Origin of the sequence: Nodosilinea sp. E11 (assembly GCF_032813545.1) — a bacterium.
Taxonomy (GTDB): domain Bacteria; phylum Cyanobacteriota; class Cyanobacteriia; order Phormidesmidales; family Phormidesmidaceae; genus Nodosilinea.
The window spans coordinates 2,470,831-2,495,460 of the sequence record NZ_CP136520.1 but is presented as its reverse complement, the minus strand read 5'-3'; the positions used below and the strand labels follow the sequence as shown (position 1 = coordinate 2,495,460).

Below are 24,630 nucleotides of genomic sequence, written 5' to 3'. Positions count from 1 at the left end.
TAGGGAGCATGGCTTAGGGCCTCGGCCCACTCTGCATCGGCCCCAGGTAGCGAGTCAAATAGGGTGAGAACACTTCGTAGATCAGGGTTAGGGGTTTACCCCGGTGCCAAAACAGGTAGTGCCGACCCCAAAACGGTCCCGTTTGCCCGAACGCATCTTCTAGCGCTTGGGAGTCGCCATAGTAGAGGCCTTGAATATCGCGGTATAGCTCGGTGCGAAGGCGGGCTAGGCTAGCCCAGATCGGCAGCGACTTGTTTTGGAGATAGTCATCGACATGGCTGGCTTCCCACCAGGAGGCGGCGTAGGCGAGGCGCTGACCTGAGGCGGTGCGCAGCCACACCTGGCGGCGGAGGCGGGGGCCAGGCACAACGCGAATAATGTCCGGGGCACCGTCGAGATCCATGCCCACCAGCGACATGTCAATGACATCGACCTCGGTGCGATCGCGCGTTAGCAGCTGTAAGTGGCGCGTGGGTGAGCCATCCCCCAACAGCAAAATTTGCCAGGCAGGGGCCAACTGGTCGTGGGGCAGCCCCTTTTGCACCGTGGGCTGCCCAGCCTGCCAGCGAGGACTCAGGGCGTACCAGTCGCTAGGCCGCGCTGGGTCGATGGTGGGCTGAAGGGCAGAGGTCAAGGGTGTTACAAAAATTCACGTCTTCACCTCTATGCTATCGCGACAGCCTGACCCTTTCCAGCCGAATCTGAAGAATCAGCGCGGGCTACAGTGAAGCAGTCGATCACAACGTCTATAGCGAGGGGAGTGCGCCACCATGGCGGAAGGAATCAAACTAGCAGTCAACGGCACTCTAATGCGAGGGCTAGAACTCAATGCTAACCTGCTCAAGGCTGGGGCCGAGTTTCTCTACGAGGCTGACACAACCCCCGTTTACCGTCTGTGGTCCATTGGTGACGTACACCCAGCGATGGTGCGGGTCAGCAGCGGTGGCACCGCCGTGGCGCTAGAGGTATGGCTGGTGCCCCCCGCTGGCCTGGTACAGGTGCTTTTGCAAGAGCCGCCGGGGCTGAGCATTGGCAAAGTGACCCTAGCTACCGGCGAAACCGTGCTGGGGGTATTGGGCGAACCCATCCTTTGCGAGGGGCAGCGCGAGATCTCGGCCTATGGTGGCTGGCGAGCGTACCTGGCCCAGTGCGAGTCATCTGCCACTGCTTGAGAGAGCCCTGGGGTTCAGGTACGAAAAAACCTCTGCGCCTGAACCCTAGGGGGCTTGCCCCACGGCTACTCTACTGTCAGCACAAAGCGCCCGCGCTCGCCGGGGCCATAGCTGTTGACCAATACGGTGTAAACACCATCGCGGGGCAACCTCAGGGTGATTTCGGAGTTGGTCGTGTCTGGAGTGGCGTCATCGTTGTCGGCGATGCGGTTGCGGTTGGCGTCAAGCACGATCAAGTAGGTGTCAAAGTCAGCACTTTCGAGCCGAATCCGAACCGTTTGCCCAGCCTGACCTCGAAACGGAAACTCTTGGAAGAACGATCCGTCTTGCAAGGTGCGATCGCTCGGCCCCAAATTGCCCTGCTGCCGCAGAATGGTACCGCTGGGAGTTGGCCCCGCCCCATTGCCGCCGCTGCCCTGGCTGATCCGCAGTTGATAGCGACCCGACTCTCCTTCCGCCAGCGCATTGGCCAGCACAATATAGGAGCCCGTGTAGGGTAGCTGCACCGAAATGCGGGCGTTGAGGCCGCCGCCGCTGTCATCATCTTGAATCGAAAAGTCTTCCTGCCCCTCGGCCAGCAAAATTAAGTACGGGTCGATATCGGGGCTGGTCATGTCGATGGTGACGGTCTGTCCGGCCTGCCCTTCAAAGCTGTAGGGGTTGTAGAAACTGCCGTCGGGCAGGACGTTGCTGCTGGTGTTGAGCTGTCCCTGTACCGCTGCACCTAGGGCAATGGGAGTCGGTTCGCGGCGGTTGCGGTTGGCGGGGGCCGTGGCTGTAGCGGTGGCTGTGCCCGATCGCACCGAGGCAAGAAATGTTTGCACAGCATCGGTCGGAATGGCAAAGCCAATGCCCACGTTGCCGCCACTGCTGCCGGTGGTAAAGATTGAGGTGTTGACCCCAATCAACTGCCCGCCGCTGTTGAGCAACGGCCCGCCTGAATTGCCAGGGTTGATGGCGGCATCAGTCTGAATCACGTTGCGATCGCGGTCAATGCGGCTGACAATGCCCACGGTGAGAGTGCCCTGCAGCCCAAAGGGGCTGCCAATGGCAAAGGCACTTTGGCCCACCCGCACCGAGTTAGAGGGGGCAATGGCCACCGTCGGCAGCCCCGTGGGGTTGCCCCGCAGCCGCACCGCCGCCAGGTCAAGTCGGTCTTGGCCATAGCCAACCACATCGCCTTCAAAGCTGCGACCATCGGCCAAGCGCACCGTGACTACCCGGTTTGAACCCACCACGTGGGCGTTAGTCAAAATCAGGCCGTTGGCATCAATAATGCTGCCGCTGCCGCCGCCGCCACGAGTATTAATGGCTACCACTGCTGGGCTCACCTGCTCATAGACCCGAATGGTGGTGGCTTCATCGACGGTTGATTGGGCCAGAGCCTGGGGGGGAGCAAACGAGCTGGTGAGGTGGGCCGGAAAGCCCCCCGGCATTAGGGCCAGCAGTGCTCCCAAGAATAACGAATTAAACCGCCATGAACCTGCTGTCAACCGGTGGAAGGACGCCTGTGCCATATTTACCTGAAACTGCCTGTAGAAACGCGATACGGGGTCGGTTTGAGGTAGTACCCGATACCTAATATCTACCTCAGCTTCCCCTACTGTCAGGATAGATCGCCAGCCCTAGGCGGATCGGAGCCTGGGGCCACTTTTATTGCAGGCACTGAAACCCTACCCGATTTTGGCCTCGGTTTGGGCATACTCAAAGCTAAGAGGTCTGCTTTGCCTAGCACTTAGGCCAATGAGCCCTCGGTTGGATGGCCTAAGCGCAGGCCGGGGGATGCCGTTCATCAATGACAGTAGAACAGTGGGGTTTCATGCCCTATTTAACTAAATCTTCCATAAAGATTGATAGAGCGATCTTTAAGAATCTAGCTCTAGTGTTTGGGTCACGCCTAGGATTAAAGAACTTCAACCGTTAGTCTGCCAGGTTCATGACAGAGTCGAATGCCTTACCTAACGACCTCACTGCCCTGGACACGTACAGCGGCAGTGAAGCGATCGATAGACGTCTTGATACGGCCCAAATGCTATCGCTGATCGACAGCATTTTGCCTTTTGAGGCTTGCCTCTACCACGAGATTATCCCCCTCTCGGTCGAGGCTAGCTGTTTGCACCTAGGCGTGGTTAACCCTCAAGACTCCGTTGCTTTAGACTACGCTCGCCGACAAATTTCGTTTATTCGCTGTACATTAGTGCCTTGGCCAGTGTCCTCAGACTGGCAGCGCAAAATGCTCTCTCAGTATTTGAGCCACGCTGCTCGCGCTAAACAGCGCTCCCAGAGCGTGCCCGCTGCCCAAGCTCAGACGCTGCCCTCCAGCGATGAACTGCTGACGTTTATTGTCGATAGCCCTGAGGATCTGAGAACTGAAGATCTAGGCGCGACTGATCGGGGCGCTGAGGTCTTACCCACCTCCCCCAAGGTCTTAACTCCGTCGCCAACCCCCCCTGCTGACGCTCCGGCGATCGCTCCAGAGGCAGCCCCTTTGGTGCTTGCCCTCGATCAAGCTGTAGGTCGGGTGCCCCTTACCCAACTGCACCATCTATCGCCCCCCCAGCTGACCCAGGCGTTGCTGACCCAGGTGCTGAGCGAGGGGATTGGGCGACTCTACCTGGAACGGGGGGCTACTCAAGGTCGTGTGCTGTGGAGCAAAGATGGCGTCCTACAGGCTGCCCTCAACCCCCTCAGCTTTGACCAACTCCAGAGCGTGATCAATGAACTCAAGCGCCTGACCCATCTGCCCCTGCTGCCCACAACCCAATCTAAGCAGGCCGACATTGAGCGGCTGTATAGGGGCGATCGCGTCTTGCTGCGCCTGCGCCTAATTCCGGGCTCCCACGGTGAAGAAGCCACCCTTCAGGTGCTGCGGGGAGCGGCTTTAAAGTTTTACCAACAGCAGCAGCTCAAGCAGCTGGGAGAAGATGCCCTGGGGGTTGCTCAAACGCTGCAAAAGCGGATTAGCGAAATTCGTCACCGTGCCCGCCTATCTCTCAACATTGAGCCCCCTTCAGCCCACACCCTAGATGCCCTTAGTCAGCTCCTCAAAACGATGGAGGAGCAACTCGATCAAATTAGGCATGCCTCCCATGCCAAATCCGAACTCCATAACCCTGATGCCCAAAAGGCCAACTCCTAGGGGCGCATAGCCTGCGCCCGTGCTAAACCGGGGGTTAGCTCTCAAATGGATTTTTGTAGAAACGGGAATGACCGGCAGAGATCGTTGCCAGCAAAACGCCCTGATGATGTCGCCTAGAGCAATATGAGCAGAGTGCGGCGGTGAGACAAACCGTCGCAATCCAGTGGCCCGGCAAAGACATGATCTCTGCCGGGCCACTGGATGATTTGTTTGTTAGGCGTTAACGGCCTTTAGCGCTCAGATTTTGTGCCCCAAGCGCTGGTCATGCGGCCAAAGTTGACCTTAAACTCGTCTAAACCCAACCGGCTTCCAGGGCGGTCTTCATCCCAAGACGACGACAGAACTCCGTAGGTGAGACCTACGACTCCCAACCCAAAGCAGCCCAGCGTAATCAACAGGACGAAGTAGGATGGTAGCTCGACTACGCGGTTGACGACTAAGTAGTAGCTGACAAAAAACGTCAGGATGCCGGTAAGCGTAGGGACGCCTGAAAAAGCCAACATGCGGCGCAGCATCCGGTTGCTCACCACTTCGGGGATAGCCGTTGATGCTCTGGCAGACTGCTTTGCCGCTCTAGCGTTTTGCTTTGCGCCAGACTGCCTTGCCACCGTTTTTTGGGGTTCACCCTGTTTGGTAACAGATTTTTTTGCCGTGCTTTTAGCCGAACTAGGGGCTGGCTTACTCGCTTTTTGGGGATCTGCTTTTTGAGCTGCGATCGCTTTGCCAGCACCCTTACCAACGGGTTCAAAGGGCAGACGCTTGCGGGAAGACTCGGAGGCCATAGGAGCTACATGAGAAGTACAAGCAACGCCGTAATTGGGCTAAAGCCAGTTCGCCTAGCCGCGAATGCCGAGCTTCTGAATTAGCGCCCGGTAGCGCTCAGAGTCTTGCTTTTGCAGGTAGCCCATCAAGCGCTTGCGTTGGCCGATCATTTTCAGCAGGCCGCGCCGTGACGAGTAATCTTTTTTGTTTTTTTGCAGGTGAGAGCTCAGCTGATTGATGCGATCGGTGAGCATGGCAATCTGTACATCGGCAGAGCCGGTGTCAGTTTCGTGCACCTGATAATCGGAGATGAGTTCCTGCTTGCGCGCTTGCAACAGAGTCATGGGACAGACAGCTTCTCTAGAAGGATAGGTTTGAGTCAGGATTTTCCACTATAGCATAGAGGTCACTGCTCTCCTCGCTTTGCCCAGATTGGATATTGTCGGCAGGCAAAACCAGTTGCCCTAGGGGGTGGCGGGGGGCTGGCGACTAAGACTCACTGGCTCAACCAGGCGATCGCCTCGCGCACCCAGCTTTCTGGATCGGCTGTCTTTTGCAGCGTGGAGCTGCGCCCGACCGCCTGCAACGCCTTCAGAATTTCGCTTTGGCTGTAGCCCAAGGCACTTAAGGTGGTTTCTACGTCTTCGTAGAGAGTGGGCACTGGGCCTGCTGTAGGTACCAGCCCCACTCCCGACTGAGTTTGCCAATCTTGCAGCTTGGTTTTGAGCTCTAGCACCAGCCGCTCGGCGGTTTTGGTGCCCACCCCTGGGGTGCGCGAGAGCAGGCGGGTGTTGCCACTGACTACGGCCTGGGTGAGTTCGGCTTCGCCTAGGGTGTCGAGTAGGGCCAGCGCCATTTGGGGGCCAATGCCACTGACGCTAATCAGCAACCGAAACAGGTCTCGTTCCTGGCGCTGACCAAAGCCAAACAGCACCGCTTGGTCCTCGCGAAAGTAGAGATGGCTAAACAGCTGCACGACCTCCCCTAGCGGGGGCAAAAGCGACAGCTGGCGGGCCGGTACCTGCATGTCGTAACCCACCTGGTTGACATCCAGGGTGACAATGATTTTGTGGTTGCCGGGCTTTTGGATATCGGCCAGCACCCCCTTGAGGTAGCTGATCATACTGAGGCGTCGGGCTTTTGGGTGGGGCGGGGGCGATGGGTAGCGCGATCTGCGTCGGTGCGAGGGTCGGTGCTACTAGGCGACGGCCCGGCCTTGCCACCTCGAGGACGCTGGGGGACAGTAGCCGGAGCCTCTTTGACGGGCTGCAGATGGCTGCGACCGTTTTGGATGATGCGCAGCATTTGCGACAGCTGCTGCTCTACGCTGGAGAGCACCTGGTCGGCGTAGCCATCGGCCTCTTGTTGAATCATCGTTTGCTCGGCTAGGGCCTTTTGGCGCTGCGCTTCCCATTCTCGCTGAGCCTGAGTTTGCATTTGCTCAATGTCGCTGATCACTTGGGTACGCAGGCCATCGCAGTCTTTCTGAGCCTGGGTTTTGATCTGCTGGGCCATCTGCTCTGCCTGGCGCACAATGCCTAGCTCGTCTAGTATTTGGGCGGCCTGCTGTTCGGCGGCGGCAATTAAGTCTTGGGCGTAGCGCTCGGCTTCGGCAATCACGCTGTTGCGCTGCTGCAAAATTTGTACCGCTTGGCGAAAGGCTGGCGGTAAGTTGAGGCGAATGGCATCGAGTTGGTCAAGCAGCTGGTCTTCGTCTACTAGGGTGCGACCGCTGAAAGGCACCCTAGGGCTGGCGAGAATCAGCTCTTCGAGATTGTTCAGCTCTTGCTGAATGTCAAGATCACCAGGGCTAGGCAGGCCAGTTGTAGTCCCACCCTCTGCATCTACAGGCAATCCATTGGCTTGGGCACCGGTGCTGCGGGCCTTGCGGGGTTGGGCATTGAGTTGGGCTGGGTCTGGGCGTAGCATTGGTAAATATCTCGCGCTACATGGTGGGGGACAAGATGATCGATGGGGCCGCCAAAGCGGGCGATTTCTTTGACCAGGCTGCTGCTGAGAAAGCCGTACTCTGTGGAGGTTGAGAGGAAAAGGGTTTCAATATCGTCGGCCAGGGTTTTATTAGTATGCGCCATTTGCAGCTCTTTTTCGAAATCGGAGAGCACTCGCAGCCCCCGTAGCAACACCTGAGCATGACGCTGTCTGGCATAGTTGATGGTGAGGCCATCATAGTGATCGATCTCGATGTTGCCGAGATGGTTGACCGATCGCTCAATTTGATGGATGCGCTCGGCGGTAGAAAACATCGGCACTTTGTTGGGGTTACTCGACACCAAAACGATCACCCGATCAAACAGGCGACTGCCACGGGTAATAATGTCTAAGTGGCCCAGGGTAATGGGGTCAAAACTGCCGGGATAAATGGCAATCAAAACGGCCTCTCCCAGTGTGAATGTGGCGATTATAGCTAAATTTTGGCGGTATAGCGCTTAACCCATGGCCTGGGTCGGAGCTGCTGCCGAGTGGGTCGGCAATAGGCGTTTGTGGTAGACGCGATCGCACCTAGCGGTCTCAACTCCGCTGGCCGGTTCATAGCCCATAGCTTCGTACAGCCCCACGGCTTCTTTGAGCACCGAGGCGGTTTCAAGCCAGATCTCGTCAAACCCATGCTGCTGAATCGCGATTTCTAGACTGCTCAGCAGGTAGCGGCCCAGCCCCTGCCCCCGCACCTGGGGCAGCAGGTACATTTTGCGCAGCTCTACGGCGTGCTCGCCCCGTTGGGTGGGGCGATAGCCTGCCGTTCCCACCAGCACCCCATCCTTTTCTACTACCCAAAACTGGCCGCCGGTTTCCCAGTAGCAGGCTTCGACCTCTAACACATCGCGATCGCTATCGGTTGGTTCGCAGGTCAGACAATATTCTTGCAGCACCTGAGCAACAATGGCCGCAGCGGCCTCGCGATCGCTCGGTTGCCAGCTGCGAATTAAGTAGGGGCCGAAGGTGCTGCAATGGTCAGGAGTCATGGGCTTGTCTACCTAGAATGGCTCAATTAAACCTGATCAACTGTGAATTCGCGGCTGAGGGTGCAGATGGGCGAGAAGGTCACTCTCGGCGGTGGCCAGGGTTTGCAGACGAGCCTCTACCTCAGGCCGGGGAAACCGGCCCGTGGCCAGTACCCAGTAGGCCCCGTAGTGGCGGGCCTCAGAGGCCATCAAGCTGCGATAAAACTGGGCTAGCTCAGCCTCAGGACAGTGCTCTGCCAAGAGCCCCAGCCGCTCATGGCTACGGGCCTCGATCAGGGCCGATACCAACAGGATGTCTAGCTGGCGGTGGGGCTCGACCGATCGCACCTGCTGGCGCAATCCGGCCCCGTAGGGCGGTGGTGGCAGAGGCCCAAAAGCAACGCCGCGCCGTTCTAGCCACTGGTTGACCTGGGCAAAGTGAGCCAGTTCTTCCTGGGCGATCGCGGTTAGCACCCTGACCAATTCAGCATCTGACGGATAGCGGTTAATCAGGCTCAGGGCCACCCCGGCGGCCTTGCGCTCACATTGGGCGTGGTCTAGCAAAATTACGTCTAGATGGGCCAGCGCTTGCTCAACCCACGCTGGGGAGGTGGGCGACTGAAGAAACTTGATCGTAGCGGTGGCGGTAACCATGGTAGAGCGACAGGTGCCTAAAAAATCTAGAGTAGCTGAGGTTTGGAGGCAAGACTCAGCGGTGAGGGCCTGAGGCCTAAGACTCTGGCGGCACCGCTTGAACAGTCTTGAGGTGCTGCACCAGGGCGTGCAACCCCAGGCGATAGCTGTCGGCTCCAAAGCCGCAGATTTGCCCCACGGCTACCGCTGCAATATAGGAATGGTGGCGAAAGGCTTCGCGCTTGTGGATATTGCTGAGGTGTACCTCTACGGTGGGCAGGCCGACAGCAGCGATCGCATCCCTAATTGCCACGCTGGTGTGGGTGTAAGCGCCTGGGTTGATCAAAATGCCATCTTTCTCGCCAAAGGTGGCCTGAATGCAATCGACTAAAGCCCCTTCACTGTTGGACTGAAAGCTAGCCAAGGTCACCCCCAAGGTGGCCGCTTCAGCCTCTAGGGTTTGATTGATACTGTCTAGGGTCTGCCTGCCGTAGATCGTTGGCTCTCGCAAACCCAGCAGGTTGAGATTGGGGCCGTGGATAACTTGAACCTTAAGCAATGACCTGTTCCATGAGTGGTTATCGTCTTATTGTTGCCTAAAGGAATAGCTAAGAACAGGGCTTGATTCAGCAAAAGGGTGACGTCGCTTAGGCCGTTGGGTAAACAGTTGGCCGGATAAAACGCAGCGTAAACTAACTGTGCGATCTTAAAGAACTAGTATCGGTCAGCAAATAGAGCAACCCTGACTGAGGGTTTAGCGGTAAGTTTTAGGTTTAGGAAGAATGGGCCGCACGGGACTAGCTTCGGCTAGAATTTGCCAAACCTACAAACTAACCTGCCGTGGCAACCTCGCAACTGCCTAAGCACTGCCAAACCAGCTCTGTACGTAGAGTGAACTGCGCTTGAAACAGCAGCACAAAGCAGCATCGAGACTGCGTTGGAGAGCGCTCTAGCGGCGGGGTTCGTCTACCGGAATTGGGATTAGGTCAGGCTCTCCCTGAGTTTCAGGGCCAAATAGAGCCTCAATGACTCTATCGACCCACTCGCGCAGTTTTTCGAGAGCCTTATCGATGTAATCCATTAGGGCAAAACTCCTTACTGGCACACGCTACCCCGGCTTGCTCTTGCCTGAGACGGGCCTTAAGGCCCAGTGGGGTGCACTTAATCCATAATTACATAATAGCCAATTGAAGCAAATGATCAACCTAACCGTTACAGCAGGTTGCGCCGCAGAGCATCCAGGGCGGAGAGGGCGCTGAGTTGACGCACCCAGTCGCGACCGCGATAGCCTGAAAACTCGTGCTTGTAGCTGACTGCCTCCCCGTCGGGGGTGGCTAGGCCAATGTAAACCAGCCCCACGGGTTTAGTGGCCGTACCGCCGTCAGGCCCAGCGATGCCGGTAATACTCAAGGCCCAGTCGGTGCCCAAGAGTGCCTTGGCTCCCAAGGCCATTTGTTCAGCCACGATTGCACTGACTGCGCCCTGGTCGTCTAGCACAGCGGCATCGACCTTGAGCAGATTGACTTTCACCTGGTTGTCGTAGGCAATCACGCCACCCCGAAAGTAGGACGAGCTGCCCGCCACTGTGGTGAACAGCTGCCCCAACCCGCCGCCCGTGCAAGATTCGGCCACCGCTACGGTCTGCTGCCGCTGAAGCAGCAATTGCCCCACCACGGTGGCCAGCGTATCGTCATCGGCCCCGTAGCAGTCGGCACCCACTAGGGCGCGAATGCCCGCTTCCACCGGCTCAATTTGGGCCAGGGCCGATTCCCGAGAGTCGGCCCGCACGCTAATGCGCAACTTGGCTTCGCCCTGGCTGGCGTAGGGGGCTACCGTTGGATTGCCCTGGCTCAAATAGGGGGCGACCTGCTCTGCTAGCGCCGATTCGCTAATGCCCCAAAACCGCAGCATGCGGCTGACGATGGTGGTGGTTACCCAGCCCTGTTCATGCAGGTAGGGCCTGGCGGTTTCTCGCCACATGGCCTGCATTTCGCGGGGCACGCCGGGAAAGGTGATCAGCGTTAGCTGGGGGCGGGGTGACCAGATAATGCCGGGGGCAGTGCCCTGGGGATTGGGCAAGACCGCTGCCCCTTCAGGCAGCAGCGCCTGTTTGCGGTTACTAGGGGGCATGGTGCGACCCCGGGCGGTGAATTTGGTTTCAATGTCGGCCAGCAGGTCGGCATGCTCTACCAGAGGCGTTTCAAACAGGTGGGCCAGGGTCTCAATGGTGAGATCGTCGGGGGTGGGGCCAAGACCGCCCGTAAAGATCAGGAGCTGCGATCGCGCGGCGGCAATGGTCACCGCCTGCTGGATCCGGGCTGGGTTGTCACCTACCACAGTTTGGTAGTAGTGGGCAATGCCGAGGGCCGCCAGCTCTTTCGCTAAAAACTGGGCATTGCCGTTGAGAATATCCCCTAGCAGCAGCTCGGTACCCACGCAGATGATCTCGGCACTCTGGGGGGCGGGTGGGGTGGGGGCGGTTTCGGATAGTGGTGAGACTGGGCTGGGGGGCATAGGGCAGGCTCAAGACAGGATAGCTGGGGCGCAATAGTGTCATTATGACCATTGCAGGGAGCCAGGAAAAGCTGGTTTTGCAGATTGGTTTTGCAAGGGAGATTGCCCGATGACAGGTTGGAGCGATGGTCAAAAACCCGCCTCTGGGGGCGATCGCAAACCCGGCTGGGCCAAAGGGCTGGTTGCTCTGCTGCTAGGCGGCCTGATCTACCGCACTATTGTCGCGCTGTGGATGCTGCCGGGCTTTGACGAGGCCTACTACTACCTCTACAGTCGCTACCTTAACTGGAGCTACTTCGACCATCCGCCCATGGTCGCCTTAACCACGGGGGTGGGCTGGTGGCTCACTGGTGTCATTTCTCCGTTTACCCTGCGAATTGGGGCTTTGGTGCTCTACTGCATCAGCCTGGGGCTGTTGTATCTGGCGGCAACTTGGTTGTTTTCGGCGGCGGTAGGCCAGATGACTCTGGCCCTAATCACCCTGATACCGCTGATCACCATTGGCTTTGGCATTCTCACATCCCCCGACAATGCGCTGATCTTGTTTTGGAGCGCAACGCTGTTGGTGGCCGCCTGGGAGTTTTTCCCTAACACTCGCCTCAGCACCCCTGGGGAGGCATGGATCTACAGACCGACCTGGCGCATTGTCGGCCTGGGGCTGACGGTCGCCCTGGCGGGCTTGAGTAAGTATCACGGGTTTGTGTTGGGTCTCAGTTTGGTGGGGTTTTGTGCCATCTATCGGCCCTACCGCGCCGCGCTGCGATCGCCCTGGACCTTGCTTTCCCTCGGAGTGTTTGCCCTCACCCTGTTCCCCCTCTGGTACTGGAATAGCCAGCACGACTGGATTTCCTTTCGCTTTCAGTTGGGCATGCGGTTTGACGGCAACACTGGCAGCAGCGGATTTAGCCTAGGACAAATGGTGGGCTACTGGCTGCTGTCCATTGTCTATCTGTTTCCGCTGTTTGGGTTTCCGTTGTGGTGGGTAGCGGCCAAACAGAGCGGGCGGCAGGCGCGGTTTTTGTTTTCCCCCAGCCCGAGTAGTGACGAAACTGAGACCCACCATAGGCAGGCCCTGATTCTCTGGCTGTCGTTGCCGATCATGCTGCTGTTTACCCTGCTAGGCGGTAAACAGCAAATTTTGCCCGCCTGGCCCGCACCAGGCTACTGGGGCATGGTGATTTTGCTGGCGGCCCAGGTGCTGGTCTGGCAGCGCCAGCGACCCCGGTTAATTCGGCGCGGGTTGTGGGGGTCAGGGCTATTTTTGGCGACCCTGTCTGCGATCGCGCTACTGCACCTGCGGCTCGGTGTCTTGCAGCAGCCCAGCACCTACGCCCCCTTTGGTGGCCTATTGCCGGTCGAGCAAGATGGCTCGACGGAGTTAATCGATACTAGCCAGCTACAGCGGCAGTTTGCCAGTACCCCCGCCCTCCGGGCCGCCTTAGACGAGGTCGGGTTTGTATTCACCAACGAATACTACTTGGGTGGCTACTTCGCCATGGCTATTCACCCCATCCTAGACCTACCCGTCACCGCCTTTAGCCAAGACCCGCGAGGGTTTGCCTTCTGGTTCAACCCCCAAGACTGGGTGGGCCAAGATGCGCTTTACCTCACCCTCGATCGCTTTGCTCAAGATGACGAAATTTTGGCTCGCTACCAGCCGCTATTTGACACCATCGAACCTCTGGGCACTGTGCCCCTGAGGCGTGGCGGCGAGGTAACCGAAACGATTCATGTTTATCGGGCCACCAATCTGCGCCAAGCCTATGTCTACCCCTACGGTCCCTCAGCGAGTGCGCTGCCGCAGCCGCCAGCCGGTGTAACTGAGTAGCGCCGTGGTGGCTAGGGCATAGACCAACCCACTGGGCACCCCCGCAAAGGCCAACGCCAGCGTGCCCGCCCACAGGGTCAGCACGTAGATAAACAGCACCGTCACCCGGTGCGATAGCCCCGCCTTCAGCAGCCGGTGGTGCAGGTGGCGCTTATCGGCCACAAAGGGAGATTTGCCTTCGCGCAGGCGATCGACAATCACCGCTGACATGTCTAAAATAGGCACCGCCAGAATTAGGTAGGGTAATAGCACCGCCGCTGTGGTGACGGTCTTCACCAAGCCAATCACCCCTACCCCGGCCAGGGTAAAGCCCATAAAGTAGGCACCGCCGTCACCCATAAAAATTTTGGCGGGGTTGAAGTTGTAGCGCAAAAAGCCCAGGGCACCCCCCGCCACCGCCGCTGCAATCAGCGCTGCGGCAGGCTGGTTCATGTAAAGGCTCACCACCAGCATGACTAGGGCGGCAATGCCGGATACTCCGGCGGCTAAACCATCGAGCCCATCAATCCAGTTGATGGCGTTGGCCATGCCTACCAACCAAAGAATGGTGACCGGCAGGCTGATAAAGTCGGGGAGTTGAATCAGGCCGTAGAAGGGAATGGTCAGAAAGTCGATGCTAACTCCCACATACCAAGCCATGGTGGCGACCACCGCCTGCATGAACAGACGGCTCAAGGGCGACAGGCCAAACAGATCGTCTGTCAGACCAATTAGAAAGAAGGCAAGCCCACCCAGAGTAACGCCCCAGATTTGAAACTCTTGGGGAGGGGCCAGGTGAGCGCCAGTGGCATCAATGAACCCGCCCAACGCCCAGACCACCAGCAGGGCCAGCAGGGTGCCTAAAAAGATTGAAACTCCGCCCAGGCGCACCATGGGCTTGTCATGTACTTTGCGCCCTCCGGGCTGATCTACTCGCCCGCTTTTCAAGCCAATGCGACGCACGATGGGCGTCGTACCGAGTACCACCGCGGCGGAGATACCAAAGGCCAACACGTGATACAAAACAAACGGCATCTTCACCCCTCCTAGTTGGAGAACCCTCCATCCGTCAAGTCAGGCTCTACCCCAGCAGCCTACAGTGCTTTGACGGCATCTGCTCTATTTAGGTCAGCCCCATCCAGTAGCCTGGTGCCAACGTGACCTAGTCAGAGCGTATTCTGCCCGAAACAGTCCATAGGATAGGTCGAGTCCTGCCATATAGGCAAAAACTCCATGCAATTATGACAGATCATTAAGGTGCAACCCTAACTTTCTGCGATATTGCCTGGAGTTTTGGCCAAACTCGGTAGCCTGCTTGTAGATTTTGGCGGTTTTGGGTTTTAGCTTCAGAGGCAGTTAAAACCCAAAACCTAACCCGTGCTTAAACTAAGGCTGGTACCAACCCGCCTAGGTGAGCATAGAGGGGGAAGCGATCGCACAGGGCGGCCACCCGTCGCTTACAGTGCTCAGCCATCGTCGCATCCTCGGGGTTAAGTAGGCGATCGGCGATGATGTCAGCGATTTCGGTAAACTCCGCTTCGCCCATGCCGCGAGTGGTCATGGCCGGAGAGCCGAGGCGCAGCCCGCTGGTGACAAAGGGCGACTCGGGGTCGTAGGGCACCGTGTTTTTGTTAGCGGTGATATTGACGTCGCTGACCAACTGGTCGGCGCGCTTGCCGGTCATGCCAATGGAGCGCAGATCGCACAGTACCAGGTGGTTGTCGGTGCCGTCGGACACTACTTTGATGCCCCGCTGCTGGAGCTGAGCGGCCAGCTGCTTGGCGTTGGCGATCACCTGGCCGGCGTAGGCGCGAAACTCGGGCTTGAGGGCTTCACCAAAGGCCACAGCCTTCGCAGCAATCACGTGCTCTAGCGGGCCACCCTGGCTGCCGGGGAAGACGGCCTTGTCAAACTTTTTGCCCAACTCGGCATCGCGGGTGAGAATCAGGCCGCCGCGCGGGCCGCGCAGGGTTTTGTGGGTGGTGGTGGTGACCACATCGCAGTAGGGCAGGGGGTTGGGGTGCTGACCAGCGGCCACTAGGCCAGCGATGTGGGCGATGTCGGCCATGAGGTAGGCCCCGACTTCGTCGGCGATCGCGCGGAATTTCTCAAAGTCGATGGTGCGGGGGTAGGCCGAGTAGCCGCAGATGATCAGCTTGGGCCGGTGCTCTAGGGCGAGCTGGCGAATTTGATCAAAGTCGAGCTGCTCAGTCTCGCGGCTAACGCCGTACTGGCACACTTTAAACCACTTGCCCGACACGTTGACCGGCGACCCGTGGGTGAGGTGACCCCCGTGGGAGAGATCCATACCCAGAATGGTGTCGCCGGGCTCTAGCAGGGCCAAAAAGACAGCAAAGTTGGCCTGGGCACCGGAGTGGGGTTGAACGTTGGCATGGGCTGCGCCGAACAGTTCTTTAGCGCGATCGATCGCCAGTTGCTCAGCCTCATCCACAAAGGCGCAGCCGCCGTAGTAGCGCTTGCCGGGCAGCCCCTCGGCGTATTTGTTGGTCAGCACCGACCCCTGGGCGGCCAGTACCGCTGCCGATGTGAAATTCTCGCTGGCAATCAGCTCCAGGTGGTCGCGCTGACGCTGAAGCTCGCGCTGCACAATGCTCGCCAGCAGCGGATCAGATTCTTGCAAAAAATCAAAGTTAGTTTGAGGCACGGGCAAGGCTCCCAACAATCAATAGAACTGCACTACGTAGACCAGGGGGGCCAACGGAATAGCCGATAGGGCACCTTTCCCCGGGAGGTGATTTGCGGCTGCTTACGGGCATAATCGGCCACAAACGAAGTCTGTTTGCAAAGCGCCACGGCGGCCAGTGACGTTGAGCAGTTTGAATACGCAGTCTATTATCTTATCTGGCTTAGTTCTGAAATGGGTAGGTTGGCAATGGCTGTGGCTTGGGCCAGCGCCGCAGATATTCTGAATTAGCGGGCAAATGTTACGGATTGCAACATATAATCTTTAAGAACGGCAGAGGCAGGGTTGCTTCAGGAGAATGGGCCGATTTCAACTGTTTTGCCAAAGTTGGGTGCAGTTGTGAGAGGCTAGGTTAAGCAGAATTGCCTGTAGTCGGTTTGAGATTTATATTCTCCAGGTTTGGGTCATTAATGCTGCAACTGACGGATTCTCCCCCCATCCAATCCCTATCCTCCGTTGAGGATGCCTACGAAGTGTGTCGGCGCGTCACGGCGAAGTATTCCAAGACGTTTTACACCGGCACCATGCTGATGGCCCCCGCCAAACGGCGCGCCATTTGGGCTATTTATGTCTGGTGCCGCCGCACCGACGAACTCGTAGATGGGCCGCAGGCGCAGTTCACCAGCGAAAAAACGCTGGACCGCTGGGAGGCGCAGCTAGAGTCCATCTTTGCGGGTTGCCCGGTGGATGACGAAGATGTGGCCTTGGTCGATACCCTCGAGCAGTTCCCCCTCGACATTCAGCCCTTCCGCGACATGATTGCGGGCCAGCGGATGGACTTGCATCGTTCTCGCTACGACACCTTTGAAGATTTAGAGCTCTACTGCTATCGGGTGGCGGGCACCGTGGGCCTGATGTCCACTACGGTGATGGGTATCGACACCCAGCTGCAAACCGCTCCCTGGAGCCAGCAGCAGCACCTCGATCCGACCCCCCAGGCGATCGCTTTAGGCATCGCCAACCAGCTCACCAACATTCTGCGCGACGTGGGCGAAGATGCCCGCCGAGGCCGCATTTATCTGCCCCTGGGCGATCTAGCCGCCTTTGACTATACCGAAGCCGACCTGATGGCCGGAGTTGTAGACGATCGCTGGCGCGCCCTGATGGCCTTTCAGATCGATCGCGCCCGTCGGTTCTACACCGAGGCAGAGAGCGGCATTGGGCTGCTGAGTGAAGACGCTCGTTGGCCTGTGTGGTCGGCGTTGGCCCTTTATCGCCAAATTTTGGATGTGATCGAAAAGAATGGCTACGACGTGTTTAGCCAGCGTGCCTACGTGCCCTCATTGCGCAAATTGATGACGCTGCCCGGCACGCTGCTGAAGGCGCGTGTGCTGTAGCGGGGGGTAAGCCGGTAGCGTTAAACGTAGGATGGGCAAAGGGCCATGCCCGTGCTCATCGTCTTGATGATGGGCACGCGATGCTTTGCCCATCCTACGTGGGGTTTATATTTAATTGAGCCTTCCTACTTAGCCAGGGTTGGCCAGATTCATTAAGATATGTGTAGGAGTCTTTCCTGACATAACTGACTTGGGTTGCTATGGCTACTACTGCTGATTCTGCCTCTGACCAATTAAACCCGAGGGCTGCTGGGCGATCGGGCGCTTGGAAAATCAAGCTGCTGTACGATGGTGACTGCCCTCTATGCTTGCGAGAAGTCAATTTTCTGCGGCAGAAAGACAATGGTCGGGGCTTAGTCGCCTTTACTGATATCGCTGACGACAGCTATTCTCCTGAGGCTAATGGCGGGGTAGATTTTGCCACAGCCATGGGGCGAATTCATGCAGTGCTGCCCGATGGCACTGTGATTAAAAATGTGGAAGTCTTTCGTCAGGTTTACGCCGCCCTGGGCATCGGGTGGATGTATGCGCCCACCGGCTGGCCTGTCATTGGTGGTTTAGTGGACTGGGTCTACGGAATTTGGGCCGACTGGCGATTGGCTGTCACCGGGCGACCCAGCCTGAAAACTATTCTGGCCGAGCGAGATGCCCGACAGCAGGCCGACTGCGGCGATCGCTGCCAGGTCTGATACCTAAGGTATCTATCCGCCTAAACCAAAGAGCTGAGGCCTCTGAAAGGAGCCTCAGCTCTTTGAAGTTGTATTTGTGGTATTTAGGGTTAGCGGTTAAGGAGATTTCTAGGAAAAAAGATACCAGCTTTAACCGATCAACTGTAGCCGCTGTAGGGTGGGCACTGCCCAACATTGGGGAAACTATTTTTCAGAAGTCGCCTAAGTTACCGCTCCGCGTCAGAGCCGTTGTCTTCGGTATCGTCAAGGGAGTTGCCGGTGCCGTTGTAGAGAGCATCGAGCTGTTCTCGCGCATCTTTGACGGAAATCGATCGCATGACCAGCAGCGGTTCTCGAATCACCTGGCCATCTTGGTCTAGCAGCTCAGGATGGGGAACTGAGTGGTTGCTGTCCGATGAAAATCGGCTGTTGCCCTGGCTAGAGGGCTGGCCACCGTAGGCTCTAGACGACTGAGGATTGCGGGCGTTGCCGCCGAGCAAGATCAAGTTTCTGACCAGGTTCGCGATGGCTATGATAGCCAGAACCGCAAATGCAATGATGTAAACGACGTGCCACATAGCTGCTGTCCTCTGGCGAACCTTTGCCTGTATTGACTTTAACGCGTTTAAGGCCTACGTGCTTTGACAACGCGAAAAACTAAAGACTTAACTTGCCCATCTTTTAGTTTAACTAGAATTCTGCGGGCTCCGTATCGAGGGTAAGGTCGCTGAGCGGTTGCCAACCCGGCTGCCAGAGCGATCGGTTTTTGAGCTGTTGAGCATTGACCCACAGCCGTACCGTTGGGTCGCAGGACGCCACTAGCTCTGCAAACACCCAAGGGCCTTCTTGTTTGCGGTTGGCTACCTGAAAGTGCCGCCAGCCCTCGGTTTTTTGGTGAGCTGTCCACTTGGAGCCGAGCAGGTGGGGGTACTTTTGTTTGCGGGGCATGAGGGGGAGTGGGGAGTGGATGGGTAGATGAGTGGATGAGTGGATGGGTAGATGAGTGGGGTTGTTGGCTTTGAAATTTCGTTTCTTGTTTTTCTTAGAGTCTAATGCCGTTGGCTTCAAGCCGTTTCTTGACGCCGCCCATATGAATTTTGCGGCTGCTGATTTGGGCTTGTTTGTCGGTGATCAGCACGTAGATGCGGCCTGACAGGAGCTGGCGGATGAAGGGCCGACGGTAGACTAAAATGCCCTCGGCGCTGGCGTCTGGATCTTCGGTATAGCCCATTTCGGCCAGGGCGGCATCGAGTTCGCGCCGAAAGGTTTTGCGACTGCTAATGGGCAGCGTTAGGGTGGTGCTGCGATTGACTAAGGCCCCCATGAGCCCGCCTAAGACCCCAAAGACGAGGCCGTACTGGTTGGGCAGGCCGGTGTCTAGACCGATGCCCAGGGTTTTAACCGCTAGCAGGGTGGTGAGTAGGGCCGTGCCACAAAAGTAATAGAGAAAGGTGAGGCCAAAGCTAGGGCCAGCGGGCAGCGTTGGTTCGTCGGTCATGGGGTGGTTCTCGGGAAAGCTGGGCAGTGGTGACTGTCGTGGTGTCTATCTTTTCATCAATCCTGGTCGTTGGGAATGGTTGAAGATTGGTAGGCTAAGAGAGATTTTCAGGGCTTGGCCATGCTTGATTTGCTCCGGCTCACCGGCAAACAGCGACAGTTTGTAGAACTGTTGCAACGTCAGCAGCGGGTGGACAGTCTGCGATCGCTCTGTGCCGAGGCCGGTTTTGATGTCAACTTTATCCATGGCTTTTTGCTGAGTGGGGCCTTAGATGGCTATGTGCAGCGGCAGGAGCACACCCAGCAAGCCTGGGTGCTAACGGCCAAGGGCGAAGCCTTGGGTAAGGTTTTGCCGGGGTTTCCCTTGGCCGATCGGTTATTGCAGGGCGTGGGCGATCGCGCCACTCTCCAAACCGAGTTAGGCAGCGCCTTTAGCCTCAACTATGGAGCCCTGCGCCGTGAGCAGGCGGTTGACTTGGCTGATGGCGACAGAGAGGGCGTCGTGACTGTGCTCAAGTCGTCAGTGTTGGCGGCCTACCAGCAGCGGCAGGCGGTGTTTGGGGCGATCGCCGCCGGTCAGGCCTTAGATGGAGGGGCTGCCTCCTCCCTAGAGTGGCTGCAACAGCAGGGCTATGTCACCAGCCGAGTCGAGACCGACTACAGCCTCACTGTGCTGCCTGCCCTGCAAGCCCTAGACCTAGGGGATGTGGTGACTACCCTGACCAGTGAGCTAATTTTGTCGGGGCAGTGGCGGCAGGTTGACCTCAAACCCTACGACATCCAGGCTGAGGTGCCCGATGTAGCCTACGGGCGGCCCACCATCCTCACCCAGTGCATTCAGCGCATTCGCGATATTTTTCTGAATATGGGCTTCGACGAAATGTCGGGCTATCTGGTGGAATCGGCCTTTTGGAACTTTGATGCCCTGTTTACCCCCCAAGACCATCCGGCCCGCGAGGTGCAAGATACCTTCTACTTAGCCAACCCCCAGACCTTACCCCTGCCAGACGATGCCGCCTTAGTACAGCAGGTCAAGCGGGTGCATGAAGCCAACTACGGCGGCGATTGGACTGAAGCCGAAGCTAGTCGCGCCATTCTGCGCGCCCACACCACTACTTCTACCGCCCGCCGCCTGCACCAGATCCAGGGTCAAGCTGGTAAATACTTCTCCATCGATCGCGTGTTTCGCAACGAGACAGTCGATCGCACCCACCTGGCCGAGTTTCACCAAATTGAAGGAGTGGTTGTGGGTGAACTGCTCAGTGTGCGTACGCTAATGGGCTACCTCACCTATTTCTACGAGCGATTGGGCTTCAAGGATTTGAAATTTAAGCCCACCTACAACCCCTACACCGAGCCGTCGCTCGAGGTGTTTGCCTACCATCCCCCCAGCGATCGCTACATTGAGGTGGGCAACTCGGGCCTGTTTCGTCAGGAAATGCTCGAACCCCTGGGCTGCGGCGACAAGTCTACCGTGGCCTGGGGGCTGGGCCTAGAGCGCATCGCCATGTTGCTCTACGACGTAGAGAAACTATCGGATTTAATTGGGCCAGAGATTCGGCTGTAGTTAGGCAATATCTTCGCAAACGCCCCTGTCCTAGGGGTCGGGCGTGGTAGTGCTGATGGGATCAAGATTGTAGTCACAATTGATGACACGCCCTAGGCGGCAGACTCTTCCGGTAAGTTGTCCGCAGCGCCAACCATCACCTCTAGCACCTCTAGTTCTAGGGTGAGCTGCTCAACTGGCTCCGCCTCAACCGCTGGGTCTGAAGGGGGTTCGCCCGAGTCAGCAGGCTCATCGGGGTCACGCTCTAGCCAGGGCGAGTCGAAGTGGTGCCAGGGCAAGACCGGCTCGTTGGGTAAACTTTCGGTCAGCACCGTGATGTTGCTGGCGTCGGGCTCGGGCAAAACCACGCGCCGATCTAGGGTTGTTTCTTGCTGTCCATCACTCATACTGGTGCCCGCCGCAGGCGGTCAAAAACGTTAGAGCCAGAGCTTTGAGTCAGCTCTAGACTGGGGCTAGAGTAACCCAGAAGATGACCCACTAGCCACGTAAATTACCAGGATATGTACCAGCATGATAGCAGTTGTGCTCCAGATGGTGTAGGCCGCATACTTGAGGCTCTGAGAGGTGTCTTCGAGGCGCTGCTTGTTGGCATTGTAGGTTTCAGACAGGTTGACCAGCATTTGCAACTGGTAGTCTTGCTCGGGTAGCGCTAGATAAGTTTCTAAAAATTTACGATCTTCGAGGTTGGGGGTGACAGCTACCTGGCGGGGCAAAAACGCCCCCATCAATAGTGAAAAGCTGACTAAAAAGCCCACAATTTCAGCCAGGCTAAAGACGCTACTGCTGACCAACAGCCGCGAAATGCTGAGGCTGGTCAGCAGCGCCCCGTTGGCCACAAACAAAATGTTGAGTTTGGTGGTCAAAATCTGGCTCTGCTCGTTTTGCTCGCGCAGCACCATACGCACGTCCTGAGCCGCCAGGGCCAGGGTCGCGGCAGATATAGCGGGCGGGTCTGGAGTCGGTTCTTCTACGGGCAGGCTGAGCTGTACCTCGTCGGGGGGCAGGGCATCCACCGGAGGCAGGGTATCGACGGGGGGAGAAACGGCGTTGACCATGGCGGCGGCCACTGAGGGGAGCGTTGGTTAGCCTGAACAAATTTTTGCAGGCTGAAGGGGATCGCAGGCGCTAACGTTAGCCGGGAAGCGGCTGGTGATTGCGGTAAGCCGAGGCAATTGCCCTGGCCTGCTGACCCAACAAGAACTCGCAAGCACCTAAAACGGGGCGTGCTGGCATTAACTTGGAATGGAAGATAGCTGACGGGCGACCGGTCTAAAATAGGCGGCGATCGCACTATTCCTATAGTAGTCAGAATTCCCTGGCTTGGGTGGGTTTTAGAGGGCTAAGTTGGCCGTTCTGTCAGGGTTTGGTATTGGTCGGTGTGAAGGCTGGCCGACTTTTGCCAAGTGTAGTTGGCCAGCACTGACTGACTGCGGCAACTGAGCTTTTGGGAGACTGTAGGATCCAGTGCTGTTACCATGGCGGCGGCAATAGCAGCCGCAGAGTCTGGATCGACTAAGAGTGCCTGGTCCGTGTTCAAAAATTCGGTAAAGGGTGGCTGGTTGGCGGTGATGACAGGTAGGGCTGATGCGATCGCTTCCAGTACTACCAGCCCCCAGCCCTCTTTGGTGGAAGGAAAGCAAAACACGTCGGCGGCGCGATACAGGGCGGGCAAGTTGTCATCGGGGATCACCCCCGGCAATAGGACAGATTTGCCAATCATTGACCCGTGGTGCTGCGCTAGGGTTTCTGCCAGGGCAAAGAATGCCTGACGGTAGGGTTCGTAGTCAAACAGGGTGGCCCCGCCCGCAATCACCAGCTGCGCCTGGGGATGGGTGGTGAGCACCTGGGCAAAGGCTTCGAGTAAGCGAAGCGAATTCTTGCGGGGCTCGATGCCGCCCACGGTGAGGAAAATGGGCGATCCGGTCAGGCCGTAGCGAGCTTTGATGGCCTCCTCCTGGCCTGAAGGAACTGGGGAAAAGCGTCTTACATCGACGCCGTTTAGGACGCGGGGTGCCACGATGCCGTACTCGTGGCGGAGGGCGGTCTGCCAGCGATCGCTGACGCACAGACAGAGATCGGGGTGGCGAATCGACTTATCCTGGCACTGCCTGAGGTAGATGCTGGCGTAGTCTTCGATGTGGTGGACGGTTCTAACCACATTGGGCACGCGTCCCTGCTGCCTGAGCTGCACCAGGGCGTTGGCCCCGATGCAGTCTTGGGCGTGGTAGATATCGTAATTTTCTTCAGGATGGGCCAAAAAATAATCGACCAATTCTTGAATGCGCTGGCGAATCAGCGCGTCGGTGGCCTGGTCGGGGGTAAGCCCAGTAGGCGGCGGCTGGGTGGGCACTAGCTGCACGGTGGCTGGAATAGAACGATCAAAGCCCTGACCGTCTTTATCGAGGGCATAGACGCAGACCTGATGCCCCAATTCTGTCAGCGCCGTTGCCAACTCTAGCGTGTGCACCACACTGCCCCGCAGCTTGGTGGCGTAGGTCAGCAGAGCAATCCTGAGAGGTTGGGACATCGAGCAACGTAATGTAGGGCTTTAAAGAGACCGGGTTTCTTCTGTGGGTAGCCATAGGTTATGTCTAAACCTCCAGAAACCCGGTCTCTGGCGGCAGCGAGAAACCCGCTAATCAAAATTAAACTCCAGCTCCAAACCCGGTGAGGGATTCGATGGCAAAATCCCAAAAGTAGAGGGAGGCATCACCCAGTTTCAAGGTGAGGGTTTGCCCTTGAGTAATTTTGCCCACAGGGTTGCACACCAGCCCTCGGTTGTGGAACTGGGGCTGAATTTGGCCCACGGCGTCGGGCCGCACGCTAAGCAGGTAGCCGTAGCTGGGGAAGCTGAGCAGCCAGGGCAGGAGTTCGACCTGGGCCGGGGGGGCGATCGCACCCACATCTAACACCGCTCCGCACCCCGATGTTTCTAGCAGCATCAGCGTTGTGCCCACAATGCCGCCCATGCTGATGTCTTTGCCGGTATCGCAGAGGCCCGCTTCGGCGAGTTGGGGCAGCAGTTCCAGGTTGACGCGCAGGCGATCGCGCTCACACTCCGTCGCCGCGTTCCAAAAGGGATATTTGGGGTGCATCTGGCCCTGCATATCCACCACATGGAGCAGCACATCCCCCGGCTGGGCACTGAAGCTGGTGATCAAGCGGCTGGCGCGGCCCAGGATGGCCACTGATAGGGCGGCGTAGGGGCTGTGGCAACTGGTGTGGCCTCCTACAATTGGCACGTTGAAGGCTTGGGAGGCGGCGACCATGCCCTGCCAGAGGAGATCAACTGATTCTGGCGACTGGCTCCAGATGGTGTCGACGACGGCGATCGGGCGGCCCCCCATGGCGTAGATGTCGCTGACGTTGACCATGACGGCGCACCAACCGGCGAACCAGGGGTCGGTTTCGACCAGGGTGGGCCACATGCCCTCGGCGGCCAGCAGCAGGTAGCCGTCGCCGTCGGGGATGGCGGCGCAGTCGTCGCCTAGCAGAATTGGCTTTTGGTGGGTTGATCGGACGTGGGCCCCCAGACGATTCGCTGCTGTTTGGATGTCTTGCTTGTGGAGAATGCCAAGCGATCGCCGCAGTTCAGCAGCCAGCTCCCATAGCTTTAACTCGTCTGACATGAATGCTTTGGGGATGTCTGAAATAGGGGCTATCTGATGGGACATGGACTGTATTGCTGACGGAGGTGCGTGGTGAGAAGCCAGAAATGCCGCTGGGGCCATTTCGCTGGCCCCAGACCCCCGTCGACCAGGGACGTTCCACCGCCCTGGACCCGACGGAAAGGATTGGCTGATCATCGGTTTAAATCTATGTCCTGCAAATTGGCCGGTGGGCAGCTTTCGACCCTAGGGTTTCAACTGT

At 57.8% G+C, this 24,630-nt stretch carries 27 protein-coding genes; 6 read left to right on the top strand and 21 right to left on the bottom strand.

Annotated features, from left to right (window positions below):
* Positions 1-13 precede the first annotated feature (13 nt).
* Positions 14-634 carry a chorismate lyase gene (locus RRF56_RS13415; protein ID WP_317038146.1) on the bottom strand — a complete coding sequence of 207 codons (621 nt, stop codon included), beginning with the start codon at positions 632-634 and terminating at the stop codon, positions 14-16.
* A gap of 136 nt (positions 635-770) precedes the next feature.
* Between RRF56_RS13415 and RRF56_RS13410 the strand changes: the two genes are divergently transcribed.
* The gene (locus RRF56_RS13410; RefSeq protein ID WP_317038145.1) at positions 771-1,172 is read left to right on the top strand and encodes a glutamyl-tRNA amidotransferase; all 402 of its coding nucleotides are present in this window, start codon (positions 771-773) and stop codon (positions 1,170-1,172) included.
* 65 nt (positions 1,173-1,237) lie between these two features.
* Here the strand turns inward: RRF56_RS13410 and RRF56_RS13405 are convergent, their stop codons facing one another.
* Positions 1,238-2,689, bottom strand: coding sequence for a trypsin-like peptidase domain-containing protein (locus tag RRF56_RS13405; RefSeq protein ID WP_317038144.1), 1,452 nt, complete (start codon positions 2,687-2,689; stop codon positions 1,238-1,240).
* Positions 2,690-3,108: 419 nt separating this feature from the next.
* On the opposite strand from RRF56_RS13405, the gene RRF56_RS13400 reads away from it, so the two are divergent.
* Positions 3,109-4,311: a hypothetical protein gene (locus RRF56_RS13400; protein WP_317038143.1), complete on the top strand. Its 1,203-nt coding sequence runs from the start codon at positions 3,109-3,111 to the stop codon at positions 4,309-4,311.
* A gap of 230 nt (positions 4,312-4,541) precedes the next feature.
* On the opposite strand, the gene RRF56_RS13395 is transcribed toward RRF56_RS13400, so the two are convergent.
* From RRF56_RS13395 to RRF56_RS13350, 10 genes are all read right to left on the bottom strand, one after another.
* Positions 4,542-5,093 carry a PAM68 family protein gene (locus RRF56_RS13395; RefSeq protein ID WP_317038142.1) on the bottom strand — a complete coding sequence of 184 codons (552 nt, stop codon included), beginning with the start codon at positions 5,091-5,093 and terminating at the stop codon, positions 4,542-4,544.
* 54 nt (positions 5,094-5,147) lie between these two features.
* Positions 5,148-5,417 carry a 30S ribosomal protein S15 gene (rpsO, locus tag RRF56_RS13390; protein ID WP_317038141.1) on the bottom strand — a complete coding sequence of 90 codons (270 nt, stop codon included), beginning with the start codon at positions 5,415-5,417 and terminating at the stop codon, positions 5,148-5,150.
* A gap of 152 nt (positions 5,418-5,569) precedes the next feature.
* On the bottom strand, positions 5,570-6,196 hold the full coding sequence (gene ruvA / locus RRF56_RS13385; protein ID WP_317038140.1) for a Holliday junction branch migration protein RuvA: 627 nt from the start codon (positions 6,194-6,196) through the stop codon (positions 5,570-5,572).
* Positions 6,193-7,002, bottom strand: a complete 810-nt coding sequence (locus RRF56_RS13380) for a hypothetical protein (RefSeq protein ID WP_317038139.1) — start codon at positions 7,000-7,002, stop codon at positions 6,193-6,195. The genes ruvA and RRF56_RS13380 overlap by 4 nt, the downstream gene beginning before the upstream one ends.
* Positions 6,918-7,463: a pantetheine-phosphate adenylyltransferase gene (gene coaD / locus RRF56_RS13375; RefSeq protein ID WP_317038138.1), complete on the bottom strand. Its 546-nt coding sequence runs from the start codon at positions 7,461-7,463 to the stop codon at positions 6,918-6,920. Before coaD ends, RRF56_RS13380 begins: the two co-directional genes overlap by 85 nt.
* Before the next feature lie 57 nt (positions 7,464-7,520).
* The gene (locus RRF56_RS13370) at positions 7,521-8,054 is read right to left on the bottom strand and encodes a GNAT family N-acetyltransferase (protein ID WP_317038137.1); all 534 of its coding nucleotides are present in this window, start codon (positions 8,052-8,054) and stop codon (positions 7,521-7,523) included.
* Between the two features lie 36 nt (positions 8,055-8,090).
* Positions 8,091-8,687, bottom strand: a complete 597-nt coding sequence (locus RRF56_RS13365; protein ID WP_317038136.1) for a tRNA-(ms[2]io[6]A)-hydroxylase — start codon at positions 8,685-8,687, stop codon at positions 8,091-8,093.
* Positions 8,688-8,763: 76 nt separating this feature from the next.
* The gene (gene aroQ, locus RRF56_RS13360; RefSeq protein WP_317038135.1) at positions 8,764-9,225 is read right to left on the bottom strand and encodes a type II 3-dehydroquinate dehydratase; all 462 of its coding nucleotides are present in this window, start codon (positions 9,223-9,225) and stop codon (positions 8,764-8,766) included.
* Positions 9,226-9,615: 390 nt separating this feature from the next.
* The gene (locus tag RRF56_RS13355) at positions 9,616-9,747 is read right to left on the bottom strand and encodes a hypothetical protein (RefSeq protein WP_317038134.1); all 132 of its coding nucleotides are present in this window, start codon (positions 9,745-9,747) and stop codon (positions 9,616-9,618) included.
* Positions 9,748-9,878: 131 nt separating this feature from the next.
* A complete protein-coding gene (locus tag RRF56_RS13350) occupies positions 9,879-11,180 on the bottom strand; it encodes a competence/damage-inducible protein A (protein WP_317038133.1) in 1,302 nt (433 codons plus the stop codon).
* Between the two features lie 109 nt (positions 11,181-11,289).
* Here RRF56_RS13350 and RRF56_RS13345 point away from each other — a divergent pair, with 109 nt between their 5' ends.
* Positions 11,290-13,008: a glycosyltransferase family 39 protein gene (locus RRF56_RS13345; RefSeq protein ID WP_317038132.1), complete on the top strand. Its 1,719-nt coding sequence runs from the start codon at positions 11,290-11,292 to the stop codon at positions 13,006-13,008.
* Here the strand turns inward: RRF56_RS13345 and RRF56_RS13340 are convergent.
* The gene (locus RRF56_RS13340; protein ID WP_317038131.1) at positions 12,964-14,022 is read right to left on the bottom strand and encodes an MraY family glycosyltransferase; all 1,059 of its coding nucleotides are present in this window, start codon (positions 14,020-14,022) and stop codon (positions 12,964-12,966) included. The two genes, RRF56_RS13345 and RRF56_RS13340, sit on opposite strands and share 45 nt — an antisense overlap.
* 346 nt (positions 14,023-14,368) lie before the next feature.
* Entirely contained in the window at positions 14,369-15,652 is a 1,284-nt protein-coding gene (glyA, locus tag RRF56_RS13335; protein WP_317038130.1) for a serine hydroxymethyltransferase, read from the bottom strand.
* Between the two features lie 449 nt (positions 15,653-16,101).
* On the opposite strand from glyA, the gene crtB reads away from it, so the two are divergent.
* Together crtB and RRF56_RS13325 are read left to right on the top strand one after the other, a co-directional pair.
* The gene (gene crtB, locus RRF56_RS13330; RefSeq protein WP_317038129.1) at positions 16,102-17,028 is read left to right on the top strand and encodes a 15-cis-phytoene synthase CrtB; all 927 of its coding nucleotides are present in this window, start codon (positions 16,102-16,104) and stop codon (positions 17,026-17,028) included.
* A gap of 200 nt (positions 17,029-17,228) precedes the next feature.
* Positions 17,229-17,717, top strand: a complete 489-nt coding sequence (locus RRF56_RS13325) for a DUF393 domain-containing protein (RefSeq protein ID WP_317038128.1) — start codon at positions 17,229-17,231, stop codon at positions 17,715-17,717.
* A 206-nt stretch (positions 17,718-17,923) separates the two neighbouring features.
* Here RRF56_RS13325 and RRF56_RS13320 read toward each other — a convergent pair whose 3' ends face one another.
* From RRF56_RS13320 to RRF56_RS13310, 3 genes are all read right to left on the bottom strand, one after another.
* On the bottom strand, positions 17,924-18,274 hold the full coding sequence (locus RRF56_RS13320) for a DUF2973 domain-containing protein (RefSeq protein WP_317038127.1): 351 nt from the start codon (positions 18,272-18,274) through the stop codon (positions 17,924-17,926).
* Positions 18,275-18,386: 112 nt separating this feature from the next.
* Positions 18,387-18,644, bottom strand: coding sequence for a TIGR02450 family Trp-rich protein (locus tag RRF56_RS13315; RefSeq protein WP_317038126.1), 258 nt, complete (start codon positions 18,642-18,644; stop codon positions 18,387-18,389).
* Between the two features lie 94 nt (positions 18,645-18,738).
* Entirely contained in the window at positions 18,739-19,194 is a 456-nt protein-coding gene (locus RRF56_RS13310; RefSeq protein ID WP_317038125.1) for a hypothetical protein, read from the bottom strand.
* A 120-nt stretch (positions 19,195-19,314) separates the two neighbouring features.
* Between RRF56_RS13310 and RRF56_RS13305 the strand changes: the two genes are divergently transcribed.
* Positions 19,315-20,760, top strand: coding sequence for a phenylalanine--tRNA ligase subunit alpha (locus RRF56_RS13305; protein WP_317038124.1), 1,446 nt, complete (start codon positions 19,315-19,317; stop codon positions 20,758-20,760).
* Positions 20,761-20,852: 92 nt separating this feature from the next.
* On the opposite strand, the gene RRF56_RS13300 is transcribed toward RRF56_RS13305, so the two are convergent.
* From RRF56_RS13300 to RRF56_RS13285, 4 genes are all read right to left on the bottom strand, one after another.
* Positions 20,853-21,146 carry a hypothetical protein gene (locus RRF56_RS13300; RefSeq protein ID WP_317038123.1) on the bottom strand — a complete coding sequence of 98 codons (294 nt, stop codon included), beginning with the start codon at positions 21,144-21,146 and terminating at the stop codon, positions 20,853-20,855.
* A gap of 66 nt (positions 21,147-21,212) precedes the next feature.
* Positions 21,213-21,815, bottom strand: coding sequence for a hypothetical protein (locus RRF56_RS13295; protein WP_317038122.1), 603 nt, complete (start codon positions 21,813-21,815; stop codon positions 21,213-21,215).
* A 284-nt stretch (positions 21,816-22,099) separates the two neighbouring features.
* Positions 22,100-23,287: an MSMEG_0565 family glycosyltransferase gene (locus RRF56_RS13290; protein WP_317038121.1), complete on the bottom strand. Its 1,188-nt coding sequence runs from the start codon at positions 23,285-23,287 to the stop codon at positions 22,100-22,102.
* A gap of 118 nt (positions 23,288-23,405) precedes the next feature.
* The gene (locus tag RRF56_RS13285; RefSeq protein WP_317038120.1) at positions 23,406-24,389 is read right to left on the bottom strand and encodes a sll0787 family AIR synthase-like protein; all 984 of its coding nucleotides are present in this window, start codon (positions 24,387-24,389) and stop codon (positions 23,406-23,408) included.
* Positions 24,390-24,630 lie beyond the last annotated feature (241 nt).